Source organism: Bacillus cereus group sp. MG16 (genome assembly GCF_040459875.1).
GTDB classification, from domain to species: Bacteria; Bacillota; Bacilli; order Bacillales; family Bacillaceae_G; genus Bacillus_A; species Bacillus_A paranthracis.
The window spans coordinates 255,826-277,250 of sequence record NZ_JARVHE010000001.1; the positions used below are offsets into that span (position 1 = coordinate 255,826).

Below are 21,425 nucleotides of genomic sequence, written 5' to 3' on the forward strand. Positions count from 1 at the left end.
AACTGTACTATAATACAGGTTGGAAGGAGGAGAACAATGAAAATACTTGTAGTGGATGATGAGTCGAGTATTCGTAATTTGATTCGGATGCAGCTTGAGATGGAAGGATATGAAGTGCTTACGGCGGCTGACGGGAGAGAAGCTTTAGAGAGATGGAATGAAGGGCCAGATGTTTTGATTTTGGATGTTATGCTTCCGGATACAGATGGATATGAATTACTTCGTTTGTTCCGAGAGAAGGATCGGGATATTCCAGTGCTCATGTTAACTGCGAAGAGTCAGATGAATGATAAATTGCTTGGCTTGCAGCTTGGGGCAGATGATTATGTGACGAAGCCGTTTAATTATGCGGAGCTTATTCTTCGGGTCAAGAATATGACGCGGCGCGTGAAGAAGAAAGAGGTAACGGTAAGCCATGAAGTAATCGAGGCGGGAGAGATAACGATCTGTCCTAAGGAAAGAAAAGTGCATGTGAGTGGACAAGAGGTTCAGTTAACGTACAGAGAGTTTAATTTATGTCAGTTGTTTGTTTCCAATCCGCAGCGTGTATTTATGAGAGATGAGCTACTTGAGAAAGTATGGGGATTTGAGTATATCGGAAATACGAGAGCGGTTGATATTATGGTACAAAGATTGCGGAAGAAGCTCGGGAATAGCGGGGAATATATTAAGACAATTTATGGCGTTGGCTATAAACTAGATTGTTAAGTGGTGATGGTATGTCTTTAAAAAGAAATATGGTGTTTGGAATCGTTGGACTATTAATCCCGATATTTGTTCTTTTGTACGCAGTTGTTTATATTACGTTAGAAAAGAATATGTATCATAACGCGGCAAATTCTTTAGAAAAGTTAAGTGTAGAAGCACAAATTTATACGATGAATTATTTAGAGAAGGAAGCAGAGGTAGAGACGCTCGGTCCGAATTCACTTTTAATCGCTTCTTATTTAGCGAAGCGCATGGATGTCCGTGTACAGATGATTGGGAAGAATGGAGATGTTGTGGCGGATACGCAAAAGGGAGCGCTTCTTCATCGGAATATTGATATTGAGAGTTCCTTGAAGGGGAAGAAATCTTATGTGTTTGAAGAGGGAGACCCAGCTCCAATTCTTTTGTTTTCAAGCCCGGTTTATTATGGAAACGATGTCATTGGAAGTGTTCGTTTTATAAATGAGTTAACGGGTGAGAAGGAAGTTTTAACAAATGTCGGTTGGACGTTTTTAATGACGTCTCTTTGCCTCGTAGCTGCAGGTATTTTCTTTGCAATTCGTTTGGCGAAGTCTCTTCATAAGCCGATTGATCAGTTAAGACAAATGGCGCACCGGCTTGCGAATGGTGATTATAAAAGTAAGATTGAGCTAAATGAATATGTGGAAATTGCGCAGCTTTCAGCGTCTTTTAATGCGATGGCTGATGGGATTGAACTACATATTAAGCAATTGAAGGAAGAGAAAGAGAAGCAGAAAGATTTCTTAGACCGTATTACGCATGAGCTAAAAACACCGCTAACGGCGATTATTGGCTATGTGGATTTAATTCCGAAGTTAAAGGCGAAGGAAGATGTACAGGAGAGTTTGCGCTATGTCGCTGTAGAAAGTGAGCGTTTATTATCACTTGTAGAGGAATTACTTAAGTCTTCAAAGTACGGGACGAGTACGTTTGAAATATCACCTACAGTTGTTAATATAAAGGAGTTAGCCGAAGAAGCAGTTTCAATCGTGAAACCTCGTCTGCAGAAGTTTGAAATTGAAGTTATCAATGAGTTAACAGATGTATATGTTGTTGCCGATTTCGATAAGACGAAACAGATCTTCTTAAACGTGCTTGATAATGCGATAAAATATAGCGACGCTGCGCAAATTCGTATGAATGTCATTGTAAATGAACGTGAGGCAAAAGTTTTTGTTCATGATGATGGCATTGGTATAGATGAAGGTGTGCTGGCAGAGTGGAATGAATCGCCAGAAGGGAAGGTACTTTCTTCTAGTTACGGGAATGGTTACGGTTTGTATATTTGTCAGGAGATTATGAATAAGCAGGGCGGAAGCATGCGGATTGAGAGTAGTGAAGAGGTTGGTACTACCATATTTATTACATTCTTACTTCCGAGAAGGATGGAAGACATAAAAAACTTGAAAGCGGTTAAATGATACATTTATGAAACAATTATGCGGTATTTTCGAAACAACGTTTTTTTATCTTGGAGGTAGGCAGAAATGAAAAGGCTATCATTTCAAATTCTTATGTTTGTCCTTTGTATAATTGTTTCTCTTATTTTGTTTTATGTGATGGAGAAGCAAATATATAATCGGATCACAATTGTGAATGACAAACAAGCTGTTTTACAAAGAGTGAATGAATCCCTGCCTACTGAAATGAAGGTTAGGCATGAAAAGTGGGGAGAAATTGTTATAACGGATGAAGTTCGTTTGCATACGATTGTTTCATTCTTTGACCGAATTCAAATCAATCCGAGTGAAGCTAAGAATCAAGAACAAGTATTTACTGGAGAAGTAACGTACTTGAATGGACAGAAACGTACTTTTGCAGTAGGTGACTTGTTCCAGTACGGGGCTGATATGTACGGAAAGAATGGTACGGATCCAATGATTTCAGCATTGCAAACGTATTTGTTAAGCCTGTATTACACACCAGAACGTATTCATGATTTTTTTGCGTCAGCACAGGATGTCATAGTACGTCAAGGTGATGTAGAACGTGCGGTGAATGTTACGCACATACTTGATTCGATTCGGTATGCAAAGCAAATTACAGATTACGGAGAAATTCAGAAGTTATTACAATCACAGAATGAACCGATCGCTTATGTTACCGCTTATAAAACTGGTAAGCGTATAAAGAATGAGCGTGAAGACATTCTTACTATTTCTGTGTATCCATCGTATTTTGTTGTGCAATATCTCGGTGATAATAATGGGAATGTCATGTATATGAAAAGCTCCCTCGCAAATGTATTTGTAAAGGAGAATGTGTCATGAGAAAGATAGCCTTTTTCTTCTTTTTGCTAGTAATTGGAGGAGCGATGTCTAGTTGCTCTCGAGATACGACCTCTATTAAATATAATAAAAGTGGTCTCCCTATTTTGAATGATCGTCATCTTGTTGCGTATGTAGCGGCTCGCGAGGAAGTGGGGGAAGCGTTGCTTTCATCATTTTGTAAACCACGCGGCTGTACGTATGAATTTATTCGTCTTTCGACAGAAGAGCTTCTTCGGAGGGTAGAAGAGGAAGCTGGAAATCCGAAAGCGGATATTATTATTGGCGGTACGGTAGATGCACATCAAATGATGAAGCAAAAAAATCTATCTATTCCTGTTACGAGCCAGCATGCGAACCGTATTTCAAAAACTGTTAAAGATAAAGATGGTTATTGGTACGGTTATGAAGTAGAGAAGCTGGCAATTGCGATCAATAAAGAGCGGTGGAACGAAGAATTAGCACCGCTCGGACTTCCTTATCCATCAAGGTGGCAAGATTTATTAAATCCGGTATATAAGGGAAAGATTGTTATGCCAGATCCAAATGTTTCAGGAACAGCCTATACGTTTTTTCAATCACTTATTGATACTGTAGGTGAAGAGGAAGCGAAAGAATATGTTAAGAACTTTGCAGGGCAAGTTGGTGAAGTAACAGTGAATGGTTACATGCCAGTAGAGCTTGTTGCGAGTGGTGAGTATATGATAGGCATCAATTTCATGGGAGACCAGAGAATGCTTCAAAAACAAGGCTTTCCAGTTGTAAGTATCGTACCTGAGCAAACAGGTCTATCTGTTAATGCGATTTCGAAACTAAAACGTGCACCGAATGGTATTATTGCGGATTTATTTATTGATTATTGTTTATCAGAAGAAGCGGGTCACATTTTAGAAAAGGTTTCGTTTGGCGTGCCAACGATGTTTGCGAAGAACGAGAAAGAAATAGAAGGACAGCCGGTTAGAAGAACGAACCAACATATATCAAATAGTGGAATAATCGAGATATGGAATAGACAACGTCTCTCTCAGAAGTGAGAAAAGGAGACGAAAGAATATGTTTAAATGGCTCAAGCCAGCACCTGCAATTGAAAGATTGCCTGCGGATATGATCGACCGTGTATATCGATTACTACGTATTCGTGTGTTAATCGGAATTTCAGTTGGATATGCTGCTTATTATTTAGTTCGTAGTAATTTTAATTTATCTACTACATATTTAGTTGATGAGTTCGGATTTAGCACTACACAAATTGGGTTATTGGGTGCAGTAATGGCTGTTGTTTACGGACTTAGTAAATTCTTTATGGGTAATTTATCTGATAAGGCATTTGCTCAACGATTTATTGCAGTAGGTTTATTTTTATCTGGACTTGTTAATATTTGTTTCGGCTATGCATCTTCCTTTGGGATGATTTTAACATTACTTGTTCTAAACGGTATTGTGCAAGGTATGGGTGCACCACCTTGTAGTATCGTTATGACGAAATGGTTTTCAAAGAAAGAACGCGGTACGAAAACAGGTCTTTGGAATATTTCACATAACGTTGGAGCACTACTTGTTCCGCCATTCATTGGAATTGGTGTAGGTATTTTTGGGGAAAGTCATTGGCAAGGTGGCGTATTTATTTTCCCAGCGATTATCGCAATGGTAATTGCAGTTCTTGTTTGGATTAATGCGAAAGATACACCAGAATCAGAAGGTCTTCCGCCAATTGATGAATATCGTAATGACTATGAAGAGCTTGAAAAAGTAGATAACGCTAACAAGATGTCACCAAAAGAAATCTTAATGAAGTATGTAGTGAAAAATAAATTTGTATGGTTCTTATGTATTGCGAATGCATTTGTTTACTTAATTCGTTTCGGTGTTATTAACTGGGTACCAATTTATTTAACAACAGTTAAAGGTTTTACAAAAACAGAGGCGCATTTTGCGTATTCAATATTTGAAACAGCAGCGATTCCAAGTTCTTTAATTGTCGGTTTTTTAAGTGATAAATTATTCAAAGGGAAACGTATGCCGTTATGTGTTATAAGTATGGCTGGGGTTGTTGTTGGAACAATCGTGTATTGGCAAGCAACTAATATTATAGTTGTGAGTATTGCAGTTTCTATTATCGGTTGTTTAATTTATGTACCACAATTCTTAATCGGTTTAAGTGCAATGGAATTAGTACCGAAATTTGCAGTAGGTACGACAGTTGGTATGTGTGGTCTGTTCGGTTATGTTGGAGGAAGTTTCATAGCAAACGCCGCAATTGGTATTATTGTTGATCGTTCTGGCTGGGATGGTTGCTTCATGTTACTGTTAGCAGGTGGTATTTTATCAACAATATTCTTATTGATTGTTCAAATAGGACATGAGAGAAAAGCTTCTAAAGTAGCATAATATTTCATCTTAAAAAGCTATCCAGTTTATATACTGGATAGCTTTTATATTTTTATACGAGGAAAATCAGTATGTAAAATTGCAGTTTAATATGTAAATGATTTTTATTAATTAATATAATTTTTTTAGATTTAATAAACCAATTACGTACATAGTTAGACCGAAAAATCCGCCGCCACAGATGAAAATTACAACTTTAAATAAAGAAATAGAGATTTCCTCCGAACCTACATAGGGAAGGATATAATTCATAAAAACAAACATTTGAAAGCCCCAAAGCAAACCTGCTTTTAAGCCAGCTTTTCTTAATTTTTTCTTGTGTTGCAAATATTCTTCTTTTGTTGCACATTCAGTATCACTTAAACCTTTTTTCTTGAATTTAAAGGCTAAATAATTAGCATAAATCATATTAGATAGAAAAACTAATATAGTTCCTATAGATATTGTATGGTTCATAGTATCAACAAGTAACATAATAAGCATGACCAACATATTTAACCACCATAAACCAATTCCAGCTACAGATAATTCTTTATTGATTTCTTGTTTTTGATATTCATCTCGCTCACTCATTGTTCCAACGAAATTATTATAAACCCTTTCTTTCCATTCAATTTTCATCATTTAGTTCCCCTCCCAAAATAGACTGTTTAAATCTGTTTTTAGTGCTTTTGCTAATTCGATACATAAGGCTAAAGAGGGATTATATTTATTGTTTTCAATTAAGTTTATTGTCTGTCTCGCCACTTTAACTCTTTTAGCTAATTCTAGCTGCGATAGACCTTCAGATTTTCGATATTGTTTAACGTTATTCAAATATAAACCTCCTATTAATAGTTGTAGACCTTGTGTACCAGAATGTCATGTATATGTGACATTTTATAATTGAATAAATTAAATGTCAAATATATATGACAAAAATGGCAGTGGTACAATTAGGAAAATGATTTTAAGAATTTATCTTGTTAAGTAGTTTATTAATAAACGATAGCTTTTCTTATATTACTATAATCTTTCCTTAAATCTATCTTAAAAGACATAATGTCATATTTCTAATCATTGGAATTTTTGTTACAATATAAATGGATGTGTAAAACTTTGTAAAAAGAATGTAATAATATGTAATTCGTTTTCAGAAAGTTTTATACAATTTTATATTAAACTATTAAGTTATAAAAAGGAGAGAGAATATGGTACCAAATACGGTTCGTACTCCAAACAAGAAGAAGAAATGGATTATTATCGGGGTTATTGCACTAATTGTTATTGTAGCAGCAATTAATATTTTTGTAATGCAAGGGAAGAAGAAGGGGGCATCAACATCGGCTGATGCTGTAAGTTTCGAGAAGGTAACAGAGCGAAAGCTGAATAATACGAAGTTAATTTCTGGTCAGGTGAAGCCTGGGAATATTGAAAGTTTTTATGCGGATCCAGCCAAAGGAAAAGTGAAAGATATTGAGGTAAAAGAAGGGCAAGAGGTAGAGAAAGGTGCGAAGTTATTCTCTTATGATAATGAAGAGATTAATCTTCAAATGAAGCAAGCTGAGCTGGATCAGAAGATGGCAAATATGCGTTATGATCAAGGGAAAAAGAAGATTGATTCGCTGAAGAAAGAAATTAAGAAAGCGAAAGATAGCGGAGCTGGGAAAGAAGTAACAGATCCGATGGAAGAGCAAGTAAGTGAGTTAGAGATAGCACAAAAGACAACTGATCTTGAGAAAGAAAAAGGGAAGTTGCAGAAAGAAGAGTTAAGTAAAAAGCAGAAAGAGCTTACGATTTATAGTAACTTTGCTGGTGTCGTTCAAAAGTTAGATAAGGATGCGGCGCAAAGTTCCTCTCAAGCGTTAGGTGGTCAAGGGAAAGCATTTTTACAAGTGGCTTCTAAAGATCCATTCCAAATTCAAGGTACGTTAACTGAGCTTCAAAAATCACAAATTCAAAAGGATCAAACATTTACTGTAACTGCGAAAGCAAATAATAAGAAGAAGTGGACAGGTAAGATTACAGAAGTAAGTGAATTCCCAACAAGTGCAGAGATGGCGCAAGCTGGCGGTATGGGTGAAGCGACTCAAAATATGTCTCAATATACATATAAAGCAAGTCTTGATAGTCAAGATGGTTTATCTCCAGGTTATCACGTTTCTCTGCAAGTAAATTTAGAGAATAAGAAGATGGTTGCTGTTCCGACTAAGAGCATCGTAGAAAAAGACGATGATACATTTGTTTATGTTGAGGATAAAGGGAAGCTTCGCAAACAGAATGTGAAAAAAGGTTCTACTGATGGAGACTGGACAGAGATTACTGAAGGCGTAACAGTGGGGCAAAAGGTGGTTAAAAATCCTTCCGACGATGTGTATGACGGAATGGAAGTGAAAGAGAAATGATTACGTTAAACCATATTGCTAAAACGTATTATCAAGGAAAATTGGCAGTGCCGATTTTGCACGGTATTAGTTTAACGATTCAGAGCGGCGAGTTCGTTTCGATTATGGGACCGTCTGGTTCTGGTAAATCAACGCTTATGAATATTATCGGTTGTTTAGATCGTCCAACAGAAGGCGAATATATGCTGAACGATGTGAATATCTTAACAGCAGACGAGTCAAAGCTTGCTTTAATTCGTAATGAATATATCGGTTTTGTGTTTCAGCACTTTAATTTGCTGCCGCGTCTTTCAGCAGTCGAAAATGTTGAGCTTCCGCTCGTATATGGCGGCGTGAAGAAGGCAGAGCGTCGTAAGCGTGCTTTAGAGGCATTAGGTAAAGTCGGATTAGCAGACCGCGTGCATCATTTACCGAACGAATTGTCAGGTGGACAGAAGCAGCGTGTCGCAATTGCAAGAGCGATCGCGAATAATCCAACGTTCATTATGGCCGATGAGCCGACTGGTGCACTTGATACGAAGTCTGGTGAGCAAGTTATGGATATTTTCACGAAGCTTAATGCGGAAGGTACGACGATTGTTATGGTTACGCATGAAGAGGAAGTAGCAGCGTATTCTTCCCGCCGCATTGTACTGCGAGACGGGAAAATTACAGAAGATAGAAGGTGTGCGGTATGAGTTTACTAGATAGTATAAAAATTGCCCTCTCTTCTATTTTAGCTCATAAATTGCGTTCAGCTCTTACGATGCTCGGTATTATTATCGGTGTTGGTTCCATTATTACTGTCGTTGCAATCGGGCAAGGCGGGGAAGCAATGCTGAAGTCGAAATTCGCAGGTTCTGGTGGTAATAATCTTATGCCAATTCAATTTCAACCAGATATTAATGATGAGTTTGCTATGGGTGGATTTGAAATGCCAAAGTTAACGGAAGAGGATATTTTGGAAGTAAAACAAGTCAAAGATGTTTCACACGTTATTACGACAAACCGGAATTCAGAGGTGCTTGATGTAAATGATAAAAAGGCAAATCTGAATGTTATTGGTCTTGATAATGAATATTTTGCCGTTAATAAAGTAAAGGTCGTAAAGGGACGTACTTTAAGTGAATCAGATATTACTCATGCAAATAACGTTGTGATGATTAGCACAAAAACAGAAGAAACGTTATTTAAGGACGTAAACCCAGTTGGACAAATTATTGAGATGAAGGGGCAGCCAATGCAAATTGTTGGTGTGTATACATCTGATAATGAGTTTATGGGATTTGAAATGGAAGAAGCGCTAATCCCTCTTACGTTATGGCCTGTTTTATACGGAACAGATGAGATTCAAAACATCGCAATTCAAACTAAAAATGTAGACGATTTAGAAAAAGCTGGGAAACAAGCTGTTGATGTACTGAATAGTCGTAAGCCAAGTGAAATTCCAGGTAAATACGAACTGGTGAATTTAAAAGAATTACAAGAAAATGTTTCTAAAGTCACTAGCATCATGACGATGATTATCGGCGGTATCGCGGGTATTTCATTAGTCGTTGGTGGTATTGGCGTTATGAACATTATGCTCGTATCTGTAACGGAGCGTACGCGCGAAATTGGAATACGTAAAGCACTTGGAGCAACGCGTAGTAAAATTTTATTACAGTTTTTAATTGAAGCAGTTATGTTAACACTTCTAGGTGGTTTGATCGGAATTGGTCTTGGATATGGCGGAGCATATATCGTTTCCACGTTCGCAAAATGGCCACCTCTTGTTTCATGGGAAGTTGTCGTTGGCGGCGTATTATTCTCGATGACACTCGGCATTATTTTCGGATTAATTCCAGCAAATAAGGCTGCGAAATTAGATCCAATTGAAGCATTACGTTATGAGTAATTACTAGTGTAGTAGAACTATATACTACCGTTCTAGTGGGCGGTTCGTAGCCTCTATATGAGGAAGTGAACCGCCCGTTAGAACGGGTTATATAAATAGAAGGAGGCGTTATAATGGAAGCTAATGTGAATACGCAAAAAGCTGGTGGCGAGAAGCCATCATTGTTCGGAATGATTACTTCTCCTGGTTTACAGTTTGAGAGAATGAAGACGACTGAGAAAGTTTGGGGTATGTTCTTCATAGTGGCGCTATTACAAGGACTTGTGGGTGGTTTAAATTCGTATATTACGTATACATCACCTGAGATGATTGAAATGCAAAAGAAATTGGGAGGCGAATTTGCAAAGCAGGGTTCGCTTGCATCAGATGTAGTTTCTGGTACGATATGGGGAATAGTAGGTGTTATGATTGCAACATTAGTTGTTGCAGCTATTTATAAGGTGTTTATGATGTTCTATGGGAATGATACTTCTTATAAAAAAATAGTAATGATTATTGTATATGCGGATATTGTTGTTGTTATTGGTGGACTTATTAATGGTGTTATAGCTTTAATTTTAGGTGCTGGACCAACTGCGTATACAAGTTTAGGACCACTATTCGATCAAGGTTCACTTGCATATGGAATTGGTAATACAATTGAATTGTTCTATTTATGGAATTTAGTTTTAATTTGGTTAGGATTACAAGTTACAGCAGGATTAAGTAAAGTGAAAGCAGCTATTCCAATTATTGTTTTATTCATTATTAAAGCGGGATTCCTAGCTGCGATTGTTGTATTGATTGCAAAGTTCTTACCTGGTTTACCTGTATAATAATATGATTGAATTAAAGGGTGACTCTTTAAGGGGGTCACCTTTTTTATTTTTACCCTTATTTCAAATAAGACCAGCAAAATTTCAAATTCTACCCATTGTAATTTCAAATTTCAGCGATACTATTTAAAATTACCCACAGTGAATTCCCCTCTTTATTTTTATATTGTGGAGGTACCGGCGGAATAACAAAGAGGTATACCTTTTAGAAGTGGGTACTGTGTGAAGCCAGCGACTTTTAAAGAGGCAGTTGTTTTGTATGAGGGAATGATCGTAAATCAAATAAAGAAGTTAGGGATTTATCAAGATTATGAAGAGTATTATCAATGTGGGTTAATCGGTCTTTGGCATGCGTATGAAAAGTTTGATGCGGAGAAAGGGAGTTTTCCTGCATATGCAGTTATAACGGTACGTGGTTATATATTAGAGAGGTTGAAAAAAGAATTCACAGTGCAAGAAAAGTGTGTATGTGTAGGAGAGTATGAGGATATCTTTCGTTTTGAAGATATTGAAATGAAAGTGAAGGATTTTATGAGTGTATTAGATGAGAAGGAGAAGTATATTATTTTTGAACGTTTTTTTGTAGGAAAGACGATGGGGGAAATCGCTTTAGAGACAGAGATGACCTATTATCAAGTGAGGTGGATATATCGGCAGGCGCTTGAGAAAATGCGAAATAGCTTAAGAGGATAAATAGTATCATAAGAATGGAAGGCAAGGGATATTGCTTTCCATTCTACTTATTTTGTTAAGGTAGTAAATGTAATAAGAGGTTTTTAAATTGTAGTGAATCTTGCATGTTCATACGTGATAATACATATCCAGCTTTTAATAATTGTTGTTTTAACTTATGGGGACTGATATGTATAGTTGTAGTCGTGCCATTTGAAAAATGAATGGTAGCTTTTTTACTCTGTTTGAAAAATTCTATGTCATCTATATGATTATAAAATAACCATATACAGTTTGGAGAAGAAGGAGACTCTGTTGGGAAAGCACAAATATATTCTCTATGATTAATTGGAATCGGGACATTTTGTTTGAAATGAAAGTTTGTTTGAACTGCTTTCCGTCTGCCTTGATAAGTAGAGTGAACATTGGTTAAACAAGATTTTTTTATGAGCTGGAGAGCGGTTTGACAGGAGTAAAGATGGTTCCCACTACTGTCGATCACTTTTGTGTAATAAGAAGGGTGCTTGCAGGGTTCTAACATCATTGTTGAATTAGAAATAATAATAGCATTTTCGTCATTCATAACTTTAATTCCCCCTTTATAAATGATAATAATTCTCAATATAATTATATACGAATTAAGTAAATTAATTGTTAATCTTTTATTTCATATTGTAAATTTTAGCTATTCGTTTACAATCAATAGATGATAGTCTTTCTAATTTGCATCGCTTGTACATATATATGAAAATAGAAAAGAGTAGGCGGTGAGATAGTATGAAGAAAAGGTATATTATTATGGCTCTAGTTGTTGTTCTTCTAGTATATTTAGCAAATAGTAATCCGAGTAAAGGTGAATATACGGATTGGGCAGCGAAGCAGTTTATGAAACGTAATGATGTAAGTAAGAAGCTAGACGAAGTTCAAAAGGAAAATGAAGAGGGGCTCCTTGGCGATTTAGCATCGGCTGGTAAGAAGTTGGCGAAAAAATATGTTGAGCCGCAAGTTGGATTGTTAATCGATCATTATACGAAGCGAGATGATTATATATTCTTCTCAACATATAAGACGGAATTTGATATCGGCGGAGAACACTATAAATATGTATGCGTCGGTTTTTCAAAAATCTTTATTCCAATTGAAATGCCGAAGAAAAAAGACGAATCTGCAAAATGATGCAGATTCGTCTTTTTGTCTATAAGGTAATGGGAACTTCAGATACAGTCCTTTCTACGAGACGAGCTCCTTTTTTTCGGGTATTTTCATTAATTGATGAAAATACAGATGAGGCAAGGATCGTATCCATTACTTGATTTACGACTTGTGCATCAATAGGTGTGATCGGCTTCTCGATAGAAAAGACAACTGTTTTTCCATCTTCTTTCGCGAAAATTAATTCTAGTACTTGCATACATTGTTTCCTCCTTTTTATTTATCTTGTAATCAGTGGGGGCATCCCCACTGATTACATTGCCACCTTAAAGGTTAGAAAGATCTGATGTGCTAACAAGTTGTACAGCGTGAAGTGGTGATGCTTGTAAAGAAGCAAGAGCACGTGCTACGTTTTGTACTTTCTCTAAGTTTGCGTTTGTTTTTACGCGCTTAAATTGTTTGTTCTTAAAAACTGTTTTTCCATTCTTATCTAATCCATTGTTTAAGACGAGACGTAAAGTTAAATCCATTACGATTGTTTCGACTGCCATGTTTATCACCCCCTTTCACTATATAAATAGGATGCAAATGTCATGTTTTGGCGTGAAATTTATTCTTTTTTTTGGTACTCTTAAAAGACTAAGAGAGGGGTTTCGGAAGAATGAATCGTAAATGGTTATTTTGGATTCCTGTTTTACTATGGATGGGGCTGATTTTCTATTCCTCGGCACAACCATATAAAAAGCAGGATATGCGTTCGGATATTGAACAATATGTAAATGTGGAGTTTGTGAAAGAGCATTTTTCATGGGTATCTATCGATTACGGTGGTGGTACACCTGTTAGCATTGCAAATAAAGGTGTAGGCGGATTTATTGAGTTTTTCCTTCGTAAAGGTGCTCATTTTATGGTGTTCTTTATGCTCGGTTCATTGACGTATTATGCATTTCATCGATCGGGTTGTTCGAGAAAACGATGTTTCATGTACGCGCTCCTTTTCGTTGCGGGATATGCAACATTTGATGAAATTCATCAATGGTTTACGGGCGATCGTACACCGATGTGGCAAGATTCATTACTGGATACGTGCGGTGGATTAACAGGGATTATAATAAGTAATTGGTTTTGGAATAGAAAAAGGAGCTAATCTTGTGAGATTAGCTCCTTTTGTTTATACACCAAGTAATTCTTTTAGCTCATCTGTAGATAGTTCTGTCATCCAACTATCGCTTGTAATGACGGCGTTGTTTAATGATTGTTTTCTTTCTAACATTTCATCGATTTTCTCTTCAAGTGTCCCCGTTGTAATCAGTTTATGAACGTGAACGAAACGCTTTTGACCAATGCGATATGCACGATCTGTTGCTTGATTTTCTACCGCTGGATTCCACCAACGATCGTAGTGAATGACATGGTTGGCAGCTGTTAAGTTTAACCCTGTACCACCTGCTTTTAACGATAAGATGAAGATGTCATACGTTCCGTTTTGGAACTGTTCGATCATTTTGTCACGTTCTTTCTTCGGTACACTACCGTTTAAGAAGAGGACGCGCTGACCGAAATGTTTTTCTAACACATCTTTTAGCATGTTCCCCATACCGATGTATTGCGTGAAGATTAAACAACTTTCATTTTGATCCTTTATATTTTCAATGAGTTCCATGAGCGTGCTCGTTTTCATGGAACGTTCGATAATGTTTTTCGGTTCTGTTTCTTTTAAATAAAGAGCAGGGTGATTACAAATTTGTTTAAGTTTGTTCAGCATGAGTAATATAAATCCGCGTCGTTCAATTCCGCTTAATCCTTCTACATTTTGCAACGTATCTTGAACAAGTTGTTCATATAAGGAAGCTTGTTCACCAGTTAGTGGACAGTAAGCTTTCTGTTCTTGTTTATCTGGTAAGTTTAATGCGACTGTTTGATCTTTCTTCGTACGACGCAGTAAAAACGGCGAGATAAAACGTTGAACTTGTTGGATTTTTCCTTCGTCACGGTCCTTTTCAATTGGTGAGACGAAGCGGCGCTGGAATTGTCCTAAGCTGCCAAGATATCCATGATTAATGAAGTCGAAAATAGACCAAAGCTCGGCAAGGCGGTTTTCCATCGGTGTTCCAGTTAATGCGATTTTGTGATTTGCTTGTAAGTTTCGCACTGCTTTAGACTGTTTCGTATGTGGGTTTTTAATATTTTGTGCTTCATCCAAAATAACAGCATCCCAGCATAACGTACTAAGTTCTTCCTCATCAAGCTGAGCTAATGCATAAGACGTTAATACAACATCTGCTGATTGAAGGAAATCTTTAAAGGATTCCCCTTTAGCTCGGTTACTGCCATAATGTAACTGAACGCGTAAATTCGGTGCGAAACGCTCAAATTCTTTTTGCCAATTTCCAAGAACAGATGTCGGAGCCACGATTAAAGCAGGACCTGTTTGGAGATTGTTCTCTTTTATATATAGTAAGTAAGTGATCGTTTGAATACTCTTTCCAAGCCCCATGTCGTCAGCTAACAATGCGCCGAATCCAAGCTTTCTTAAATATAATAACCACTCAATGCCATGTTGTTGATACGGGCGGAGTGTAGCGTTTAGTGAAGAAGGGACATCTACTTTCGGAATATCTCCAATGTGCAATAGTTTTTGGAATAAGTCTTCATAATATCCATCTAGTTCAATTTCAATATCGTTAAATGGACTATCTTCTTCTACAATTTCTGTTTCAGCCGTGTTGGATAAATGTTGCTGAAGGACATCTTTCATTTCAAGTCCATACTTATCAGCACGATTCATGAGCTTTCGTACTTCTTCAATAAAGGCTGGATCTAGTCGCATCCATTGACCATTTATATTGAATAACCGCTTGTTTTGTTCAACGAGTTCAAAAAATTCGCTTTCTGATAAATCAATGCCGTTCGTTGAAATGCGCCAGTCAAAATTAACGAGTGTATTCATGCCGAAGAAAGATTGCGTTTGCGTAGCATTTTGCTTCAGTTGCACACGTAATTTTGGTTTTGTCGCTTTTAAATTTTGCCACCACGATGGTAATAAGATTGTAATACCTGCGGCGAGTAATTCGTTACTTGCTTCTGTTAAGAAGTTCCACGCTTCTGTTTCAAAGAGTTCACTTCGGAATGTATCCCCTTCTTTTAACCACGGTACGAGCTTACTGAAGCTTTCTTGTGTTTCAAGAATACGTTCTTCATAATCGTGCCATCGTTTTGGTAAAGAATCGATACTTTCATATACATATATGCGATGTGCCCCGCGCTTTGGTGTAACAATTGTTTCAAGCTTCCACATTTCAAATTCTTCTTGCGGCTCTTGTAGTCGTAGTCCGATTGTAAAGGGAAGGTCATCTTCAATGTAACCAATTTTTCGAAGCCAATCTTCTTCATGTAGTGCTGCGTCTAATTGTCTTTTCGTAAAGTCGTAATGTTCATAAAGTCTCTTTGCATCTTCCCATCCGTCATTTGAACGGTTATCTTGTAATATGCTTTCATTTACTGCAGCCGAGAAAAGAGATGCCAATGTTTCATCTTCGATTGGAGTATTTTGAACTTTCCAAGATGGTTGTTTAGGCCAGCGCTCCATATCAGGTACGAAGCTACCGCTTGTGAAGGCATCCCATAATTCGTTCGCATCTTCCGTAAGTGCTGTAATAGGGCCGTTCATTTGAATACGGGCAAAGGAGTTCATCGGTTTATTCGCGATGTATTCAAATGCTTGTGCGTTTGTTAGCATAACCCCTTGTCTTCCTTCAAAGCTTGCTTCTTTTAGAAACGTGCCGTAGAAGGAAGTGGAGTGCCATGTAAATGCATTTCGTTTCCAACTTGTTACGGATAATGGAGTACCGCTATCATCTTCTCCCCAAAGGAACCAACCGTGACTAACGTGCTGGAGCCTAATTGTTACTTCAGTTTGATTGATCATCGATTAATTTTCCTTTCCGTAATTCCTCTTGTAGTGCACGCAGACGTGAATGTAAGTTTGCGATGTGAATAATGAAAGCATCCCATTCATCGGTACGCTTTAATCGTTTATATAATGTACGTAATTTCTTTAAGTAACGAACTGCACGTCTATATGATTTGCGATTTCGCTCTTCAATAGCTTCGGTAGTAGCAAGGTGATAAAGAGGAAGGGCTGCTTCTGGTGCTTCCTTTTCAATATCTTTCAGCGGCTCTTTCAAAAGTTCAATCGCTTCAAATCCATGTAAGAGTTGAAGTTCTGCCCATGTTCGATACTGTTTTTTCGCGAGTACGTATTGCTCATAGTTTGCGAAACTATATGGTAATAGCTCTTGCAAAATCATTTCGAATCCAGCTTGTTCATTTGTATGAGTTGCATACGTTTCATACATGATGACGAATAAGCGAACGATATCTTTTATGAAAATTGTATTTTCGTGCTCATGTATCGTTTTCTTCACTTGTTTATACGTAAAGGAAAGCCAGTTTTTCGCACGATCCCATTTCATTGCATTTAATAACTCTTCTAACCAATAGAAGTAAAGACTTACAACAGAAGCAGGCTGTTTTTTTAGTAAGTCCATCGCTAATCGATCTTCGTCATTTAAAAAGAGTAGATGAGAAGATGCTAATGCTTTGGAAAGTGGATTCATTTTCGTATCGATTCGTTTTTCTTCTTCTTGTAGTTGCTCGTTATTGTGTAACAGTTCACTCCATATGTGACGATAAATAAAGAACCTCTCTTGCGTATAGGCATCAGTGGAGAAGAATACTTCGTGAACGAGACGAGCTGTTTCCTGCAGAATTGATTTAGACTCTGAAGGAATCGATTCTGATTGTAAGTCCCGAACGATAGATTCCACCTTATCTACAAATAGGCGAACGACGTTAACAGGCTGATGATAAGAATACGTTTTATTTGCTTCAAAGTCCTGAATTTCTTCTAATAATTTTTGAAAGCAATAAAGCGCTGCATGTAACCTGAACAATTCATGTATCACAACGATACGCGGAGCCTTCCGCTCAAGTTTCGTATAGAAGTCCGTAAAAATACTCATAAGAAAATACATTTGTTTATAAGTAAGCCGAGCTTGTTCTTTTTTAAATGATTTATATTCGCTATCAAAATAGGATTGCCAACTTTTATAATCCGTTTCTTCAAAAGCTGATGATTGCAATACTTGTCTTGCAGTTCGAATAGGAGGAAGAGAAGGTTTCGTATTATTTTTAAATAAATTTAATACATCTCCTACTTGCCCGAAACTAGATGCTGCCGATAGTAACACAGCGAGCATATGCTCACATTGCGTTGGTGCGAAGCAATCGCAATAGCTTTCAGCTACGTTACGAATCGGGATATGGACGCTATATACGCTGCCTTCAGCATCTACAGTTCCTGATAGCGTATAGCCATCAAAGTCAACGTTGTAGACAACACCACTACGATATAGGTGCCGAGCTGTAGCGACATGTTCCTGATCAGCTGTTTGCTGTGGATCTAGTCCTTGAACGAACTCATTCGCAATCATCATAATTTCATCTTTCGTAATTGAGTGTTGCAGCATAATATTCCTCCGTACACATATTTCTTTCCTTTACCATTATAAACAAAAAATGCTCAAAACAGAAAAAATGAAATTTAGATTACATTACTTGAAAATCATGGTAATATATAAAATGTTAATTTCGTATATTACTATATATTTATGGAGGGATTAGGTTTTGTCAGATTTACAATCGAAGTTTGGTAGTGGTATGAACAAATTGCAAGAGGGAATCGAGCAAGGGAAGATGAAATTACAAGTAGCCCAAGAGGTTGCGCAATTAAAGAAAATTACGCAAGAGAAACTACAGGCGAAAACGGAAATTTTGCTGGAACTTGGTCAAATGGCCTATATGCAACTCCGCAATGATGAAGTTCGAGTAGATGTGTTAAAAAATATTATAGAACCAGTACAAGATCTGGATGTAGCTATTTATAACACACGTAAGCAAATAGCTAATTTACAGAATCAAGGACAGAAAGGGCAATGTAGCTGTGGCGGTCCCTTATCAGTAAATGATAAGTTTTGTGGACAGTGTGGGAAAGAAAATGAGTTACTCCTTCAATCAAAAAATGATGAAAATGAATCATGTACTTCATGTGGTGAACAAATTGCAACAGAGGCTACATTCTGTCCAGTTTGTGGTATGAAGCAAAGTAAGGAGTGAGGAACATGTATTGTAAAACTTGTGGTTTAGAACAATCGGATGTAGCGAATTATTGTACACATGATGGATCAAGTACAGGTAGTGTAGAAAGTGAAGTTACGTTAGCACCGAAAGACTCAAAGTATTGCCGAACTTGTGGAGTGGAAAGTAAAGGGACCGCTACATATTGTGAGAAATGCGGGGATTCCTTATTAGGTATTATAAAAAAAGAAATGAAAACGAGATTACCAGACGAAAGTTTACAATTGCATGTAAGTCCATCTGGAAGCACTTTGAAAAAAGGTTTACTTGGTGGTGGGCTTGCAATTGCATGTATGTTTATAGCCGGTTGGATTGGTAGCTTAGTTGTCGATGCGGCGATTAACGATCTAGTGAGAACGATGCTCACAAAGATGGACGGTATGCTGAATGAGACTACTGTTAATCAATCTTTCATTGGCATAGCACCATTAATTTTAATGTATCATTTAATAGGCCTTGAAGTTAGTGGGAGCGGGGCATATACGATGTCATTTATCCTTCATTTCCCATTGTTCATCTTGTTAGCAATTCCGGCACTTATATTAGGTGGAATTGGATTCTTTGTAGAGAAAAGCAACCCTTCTGTTATTTGGCGTGAGAAGTTACTAACATCGAGTGTTATCGGTATTGTATATGGAATTTTCTTGTGTATTGTCAGCTTTATTGCAGGTTCTTCTACGACAATTTCTCAATTTTATAAAACGATGACAATCAGTATTGGTTATTCACATGTTAGTAGTTTATTGTATGGCATTATATTTGGTTTATTATTTACCTTTATTGGTATGTGTATTCAAGCCGGGCCACACCGTCTATTATCTTCTATAAGTCGAAGTATTCCATATGCAACATCTATTTATTATAGTGTGGTAACTGTATTAAAAGGATTGCTTATTACATTTGGTATTATACTTATTACAATTTTATTTAGCAGTTCAAAGTCAGTGGGACCAATTGATTTTCCAGAGAAAACATATAAAACATTCATTTCATTAGAAGCAACACCATACATGTGGAATATGGCTCACTTTGCTCCAACAGCAATTGAATGGGGAGATATGGATAGAGAAATGAGAAGATACGCAATGGAAAAAGGGCCATTGCATTTATCTTATACGTCAGGAATATCAATAAATGGTACGTCATTAAAAGATTTGGAAATTGCTAACGGAGCTAATCTTCAACGAGTAAAAGAAATTGATGACTTTAATTCCTATATGCACTGGTGGGGGTTATTAATTTTATTACCATGTATTTTACTATTTAGAGCTGGAATGAAATTGGCTCAATATCCGATGAAAAATATGTACGTAACTATCGCTGTGTTTAGTGTGGTGTATACTGTGATGATGCTTTGTGTAAATGGATTGGCCAAAATTCATGTTGAGGCCTCAGGGAGTAAAGAAGTGATGAAAGAATTTGCTGGGATTTCCGGTCCATTGTTTTCTATTCAAAGTAGCACGCTGTACTTAATAGTAGGTAGTTTTCTTCTTTCTTACGCATTAACATTCGCCGGTATGAAGTTAGGGAAAAAATAAGGGGGAGAGCCATTTGAAGTTTTGTGGGAAATGTAATAAACAAGTTGCAGATCATTTGAACTTTTGTTCCGAGTGTGGAAGTAAGGTAGATGTAATTGCTGATCAGGTAGCTTCTTCTCGTTCAGAAGTGCAACGAGAAATAAAGCCAGTGAAAAGTAAGAAAAATATAATGTTACTCATAGGCTTTGTTGTTATCTTTGCTATATTGTTTGGTGCGTATAAATTTGGAGCAAGCAAGTTTTCGAAAGAAAAGCAGGTCAATGCTATGATTGAAGCATTCCAAAAGAAAGATGCGAATGCAATTGATGAGTTTGTAAAAGTAGATGATCCGAGTTTGAAAGTGAAAGTTGACGATATTAAAGGATATATCCGTTATTTAAAAGAAAATCCTTCTTATAATAAAGAACTGCTATCTTATTTACAAAGAGAGACAGTAGATCAAAAACTAGCAAGTGATAAAGCATCATTTAAAGATGGTCAAATTATAGAAGACGGGAAAGAATGGTTCTTATATCCGAAATATAAATTTAATATGAAATCTTATTATATGAATGTAAGCACAACTGCGAAAAGCGCTGAAATATATGTGAATGATAAGAAAGAGACAGAGTTATCGAGTGATAAAACTTCAAAAGAAGTTGGTCCATATTTCCCTGGTTCTTACGTTGTAAAGGCAAAAGCGAAGACGGAACTAACTGAGTTAGAAACAGAAAAAGAAGTGGACTTGGCAGATGAAAAAGAGGCGAAAGTGGATGTGACATTATCATTAGAAGGAAATTATGTAACCATTTCTTCTGATGAAAATGATGCAACTGTATTTGTGAATGGAAAAAAACGTGGAAAATTAAGCTATGGAAGTTATAAGCTTGGTCCTGTATCCACAGATGAAACAGTAGAAGTACATTTAGAGAAAACTACTGATTTTGGTGTGATGAAATCTGAAAGTGTTAAAATCGGAGACCAGAGCACGTATTACTTAAAATTCCCGAAAGAAACATCCAGTTCGGCTGTCGGCGACTTTGTACGAAATCATCTTTATGATAATGTGCGTGCGATTTCATTAAATGATTTTAGCCTAATTGAAAATAATTATGATAAGAGCGGGAAATCGTACAAGGAAGACCGTGATTACATACAATATTTACACAAAAAAGGAATTACAGAAGATTTATTAACAATGGAAATTCGTAATGTAGAGCGTCAAAGTGCTACGAAATATAAAGTAACGACATATGAAGAGTATCATATTCGTTACGGTGATGGCTCTGTGAAGTTCAAAAGCTTTAATAATGATCATATCGTTACTGTGAATGGAAATGGAAAGATATTGTACCATTCTCTTGGAGCGAATAATACGTTGAAATCAGAGGAAGTATCTGGTCCAACTCATTAATGCAAAAGACTAT

22 protein-coding genes are annotated in these 21,425 nt (G+C 36.9%); 15 read left to right on the top strand and 7 right to left on the bottom strand.

Annotated elements, in window-relative coordinates; translation table 11 throughout:
• Positions 1–36 precede the first annotated feature (36 nt).
• From QCI73_RS01245 to pgtP, 5 genes are all read left to right on the top strand, one after another.
• Positions 37–708, top strand: a complete 672-nt coding sequence (locus QCI73_RS01245; protein ID WP_000699576.1) for a response regulator transcription factor — start codon at positions 37–39, stop codon at positions 706–708.
• Between the two features lie 11 nt (positions 709–719).
• Positions 720–2,150, top strand: coding sequence for a HAMP domain-containing sensor histidine kinase (locus tag QCI73_RS01250; protein ID WP_098298439.1), 1,431 nt, complete (start codon positions 720–722; stop codon positions 2,148–2,150).
• A 66-nt stretch (positions 2,151–2,216) separates the two neighbouring features.
• The gene (locus QCI73_RS01255) at positions 2,217–2,999 is read left to right on the top strand and encodes a DUF3919 family protein (RefSeq protein WP_048552974.1); all 783 of its coding nucleotides are present in this window, start codon (positions 2,217–2,219) and stop codon (positions 2,997–2,999) included.
• Entirely contained in the window at positions 2,996–4,030 is a 1,035-nt protein-coding gene (locus tag QCI73_RS01260; protein ID WP_001225632.1) for an ABC transporter substrate-binding protein, read from the top strand. The genes QCI73_RS01255 and QCI73_RS01260 overlap by 4 nt, the downstream gene beginning before the upstream one ends.
• Before the next feature lie 19 nt (positions 4,031–4,049).
• Positions 4,050–5,384, top strand: coding sequence for an MFS transporter (gene pgtP / locus QCI73_RS01265; RefSeq protein ID WP_000477581.1), 1,335 nt, complete (start codon positions 4,050–4,052; stop codon positions 5,382–5,384).
• Positions 5,385–5,495: 111 nt separating this feature from the next.
• On the opposite strand, the gene QCI73_RS01270 is transcribed toward pgtP, so the two are convergent.
• Positions 5,496–6,008 (bottom strand): DUF3278 domain-containing protein, encoded by a 513-nt coding sequence (locus QCI73_RS01270; RefSeq protein ID WP_061529316.1) that lies wholly within the window; start codon positions 6,006–6,008, stop codon positions 5,496–5,498.
• Positions 6,009–6,200 carry a helix-turn-helix transcriptional regulator gene (locus tag QCI73_RS01275; RefSeq protein ID WP_001067019.1) on the bottom strand — a complete coding sequence of 64 codons (192 nt, stop codon included), beginning with the start codon at positions 6,198–6,200 and terminating at the stop codon, positions 6,009–6,011.
• Positions 6,201–6,574: 374 nt separating this feature from the next.
• Here QCI73_RS01275 and QCI73_RS01280 point away from each other — a divergent pair, with 374 nt between their 5' ends.
• The 5 genes from QCI73_RS01280 to QCI73_RS01300 all read left to right on the top strand — a co-directional run bounded on the left by QCI73_RS01280 (position 6,575) and on the right by QCI73_RS01300 (position 11,152).
• Entirely contained in the window at positions 6,575–7,768 is a 1,194-nt protein-coding gene (locus tag QCI73_RS01280) for an efflux RND transporter periplasmic adaptor subunit (protein ID WP_353822383.1), read from the top strand.
• Positions 7,765–8,445: an ABC transporter ATP-binding protein gene (locus QCI73_RS01285; RefSeq protein ID WP_000631602.1), complete on the top strand. Its 681-nt coding sequence runs from the start codon at positions 7,765–7,767 to the stop codon at positions 8,443–8,445. Before QCI73_RS01280 ends, QCI73_RS01285 begins: the two co-directional genes overlap by 4 nt.
• Positions 8,442–9,644, top strand: a complete 1,203-nt coding sequence (locus QCI73_RS01290) for an ABC transporter permease (protein ID WP_048552979.1) — start codon at positions 8,442–8,444, stop codon at positions 9,642–9,644. Before QCI73_RS01285 ends, QCI73_RS01290 begins: the two co-directional genes overlap by 4 nt.
• 113 nt (positions 9,645–9,757) lie before the next feature.
• Positions 9,758–10,459: a YknW family membrane protein gene (gene yknW, locus QCI73_RS01295; protein WP_109631357.1), complete on the top strand. Its 702-nt coding sequence runs from the start codon at positions 9,758–9,760 to the stop codon at positions 10,457–10,459.
• A 222-nt stretch (positions 10,460–10,681) separates the two neighbouring features.
• Entirely contained in the window at positions 10,682–11,152 is a 471-nt protein-coding gene (locus tag QCI73_RS01300; protein ID WP_353822384.1) for a sigma-70 family RNA polymerase sigma factor, read from the top strand.
• Positions 11,153–11,207: 55 nt separating this feature from the next.
• Here the strand turns inward: QCI73_RS01300 and QCI73_RS01305 are convergent, their stop codons facing one another.
• The gene (locus tag QCI73_RS01305) at positions 11,208–11,714 is read right to left on the bottom strand and encodes a competence protein ComK (RefSeq protein WP_001990040.1); all 507 of its coding nucleotides are present in this window, start codon (positions 11,712–11,714) and stop codon (positions 11,208–11,210) included.
• A 194-nt stretch (positions 11,715–11,908) separates the two neighbouring features.
• Here QCI73_RS01305 and QCI73_RS01310 point away from each other — a divergent pair, with 194 nt between their 5' ends.
• Positions 11,909–12,307: a DUF4359 domain-containing protein gene (locus QCI73_RS01310; RefSeq protein ID WP_000747726.1), complete on the top strand. Its 399-nt coding sequence runs from the start codon at positions 11,909–11,911 to the stop codon at positions 12,305–12,307.
• A 19-nt stretch (positions 12,308–12,326) separates the two neighbouring features.
• Here the strand turns inward: QCI73_RS01310 and QCI73_RS01315 are convergent, their stop codons facing one another.
• Both QCI73_RS01315 and QCI73_RS01320 read right to left on the bottom strand, forming a co-directional pair.
• Complete coding sequence (locus QCI73_RS01315; protein ID WP_001197597.1) at positions 12,327–12,542, bottom strand: DUF2922 domain-containing protein; 216 nt, start codon at positions 12,540–12,542, stop codon at positions 12,327–12,329.
• A 67-nt stretch (positions 12,543–12,609) separates the two neighbouring features.
• Positions 12,610–12,834 (bottom strand): DUF1659 domain-containing protein, encoded by a 225-nt coding sequence (locus tag QCI73_RS01320; RefSeq protein ID WP_061529311.1) that lies wholly within the window; start codon positions 12,832–12,834, stop codon positions 12,610–12,612.
• A gap of 110 nt (positions 12,835–12,944) precedes the next feature.
• Between QCI73_RS01320 and QCI73_RS01325 the strand changes: the two genes are divergently transcribed.
• Positions 12,945–13,430 (top strand): VanZ family protein, encoded by a 486-nt coding sequence (locus QCI73_RS01325; RefSeq protein ID WP_076873373.1) that lies wholly within the window; start codon positions 12,945–12,947, stop codon positions 13,428–13,430.
• A gap of 24 nt (positions 13,431–13,454) precedes the next feature.
• Here QCI73_RS01325 and QCI73_RS01330 read toward each other — a convergent pair whose 3' ends face one another.
• Together QCI73_RS01330 and QCI73_RS01335 are read right to left on the bottom strand one after the other, a co-directional pair.
• The gene (locus QCI73_RS01330; protein WP_353822385.1) at positions 13,455–16,211 is read right to left on the bottom strand and encodes a DEAD/DEAH box helicase; all 2,757 of its coding nucleotides are present in this window, start codon (positions 16,209–16,211) and stop codon (positions 13,455–13,457) included.
• Complete coding sequence (locus tag QCI73_RS01335; protein ID WP_353822386.1) at positions 16,195–17,814, bottom strand: SWIM zinc finger family protein; 1,620 nt, start codon at positions 17,812–17,814, stop codon at positions 16,195–16,197. Before QCI73_RS01335 ends, QCI73_RS01330 begins: the two co-directional genes overlap by 17 nt.
• A 157-nt stretch (positions 17,815–17,971) precedes the next feature.
• On the opposite strand from QCI73_RS01335, the gene QCI73_RS01340 reads away from it, so the two are divergent.
• From QCI73_RS01340 to QCI73_RS01350, 3 genes are read left to right on the top strand one after another with little or no spacing between them, the layout of a single operon-like run.
• Positions 17,972–18,460, top strand: a complete 489-nt coding sequence (locus tag QCI73_RS01340) for a zinc ribbon domain-containing protein (protein WP_353822388.1) — start codon at positions 17,972–17,974, stop codon at positions 18,458–18,460.
• A 5-nt stretch (positions 18,461–18,465) separates the two neighbouring features.
• On the top strand, positions 18,466–20,019 hold the full coding sequence (locus QCI73_RS01345) for a hypothetical protein (protein WP_353822389.1): 1,554 nt from the start codon (positions 18,466–18,468) through the stop codon (positions 20,017–20,019).
• 13 nt (positions 20,020–20,032) lie between these two features.
• Positions 20,033–21,412: a zinc ribbon domain-containing protein gene (locus QCI73_RS01350; RefSeq protein ID WP_353822390.1), complete on the top strand. Its 1,380-nt coding sequence runs from the start codon at positions 20,033–20,035 to the stop codon at positions 21,410–21,412.
• Positions 21,413–21,425 lie beyond the last annotated feature (13 nt).

Coding starts and splice junctions, on each gene's coding strand:
- QCI73_RS01245 (WP_000699576.1), top strand. CDS start 37: ATGAAAATACTTGTAGTGGATGATGAGTCGAGTATTCGTAATTTGATT.
- QCI73_RS01250 (WP_098298439.1), top strand. CDS start 720: ATGTCTTTAAAAAGAAATATGGTGTTTGGAATCGTTGGACTATTAATC.
- QCI73_RS01255 (WP_048552974.1), top strand. CDS start 2,217: ATGAAAAGGCTATCATTTCAAATTCTTATGTTTGTCCTTTGTATAATT.
- QCI73_RS01260 (WP_001225632.1), top strand. CDS start 2,996: ATGAGAAAGATAGCCTTTTTCTTCTTTTTGCTAGTAATTGGAGGAGCG.
- pgtP (WP_000477581.1), top strand. CDS start 4,050: ATGTTTAAATGGCTCAAGCCAGCACCTGCAATTGAAAGATTGCCTGCG.
- QCI73_RS01270 (WP_061529316.1), bottom strand. CDS start 6,008: ATGATGAAAATTGAATGGAAAGAAAGGGTTTATAATAATTTCGTTGGA.
- QCI73_RS01280 (WP_353822383.1), top strand. CDS start 6,575: ATGGTACCAAATACGGTTCGTACTCCAAACAAGAAGAAGAAATGGATT.
- QCI73_RS01285 (WP_000631602.1), top strand. CDS start 7,765: ATGATTACGTTAAACCATATTGCTAAAACGTATTATCAAGGAAAATTG.
- QCI73_RS01290 (WP_048552979.1), top strand. CDS start 8,442: ATGAGTTTACTAGATAGTATAAAAATTGCCCTCTCTTCTATTTTAGCT.
- yknW (WP_109631357.1), top strand. CDS start 9,758: ATGGAAGCTAATGTGAATACGCAAAAAGCTGGTGGCGAGAAGCCATCA.
- QCI73_RS01305 (WP_001990040.1), bottom strand. CDS start 11,714: ATGAATGACGAAAATGCTATTATTATTTCTAATTCAACAATGATGTTA.
- QCI73_RS01310 (WP_000747726.1), top strand. CDS start 11,909: ATGAAGAAAAGGTATATTATTATGGCTCTAGTTGTTGTTCTTCTAGTA.
- QCI73_RS01315 (WP_001197597.1), bottom strand. CDS start 12,542: ATGCAAGTACTAGAATTAATTTTCGCGAAAGAAGATGGAAAAACAGTT.
- QCI73_RS01320 (WP_061529311.1), bottom strand. CDS start 12,834: ATGGCAGTCGAAACAATCGTAATGGATTTAACTTTACGTCTCGTCTTA.
- QCI73_RS01325 (WP_076873373.1), top strand. CDS start 12,945: ATGAATCGTAAATGGTTATTTTGGATTCCTGTTTTACTATGGATGGGG.
- QCI73_RS01330 (WP_353822385.1), bottom strand. CDS start 16,211: ATGATCAATCAAACTGAAGTAACAATTAGGCTCCAGCACGTTAGTCAC.
- QCI73_RS01335 (WP_353822386.1), bottom strand. CDS start 17,814: ATGCTGCAACACTCAATTACGAAAGATGAAATTATGATGATTGCGAAT.
- QCI73_RS01345 (WP_353822389.1), top strand. CDS start 18,466: ATGTATTGTAAAACTTGTGGTTTAGAACAATCGGATGTAGCGAATTAT.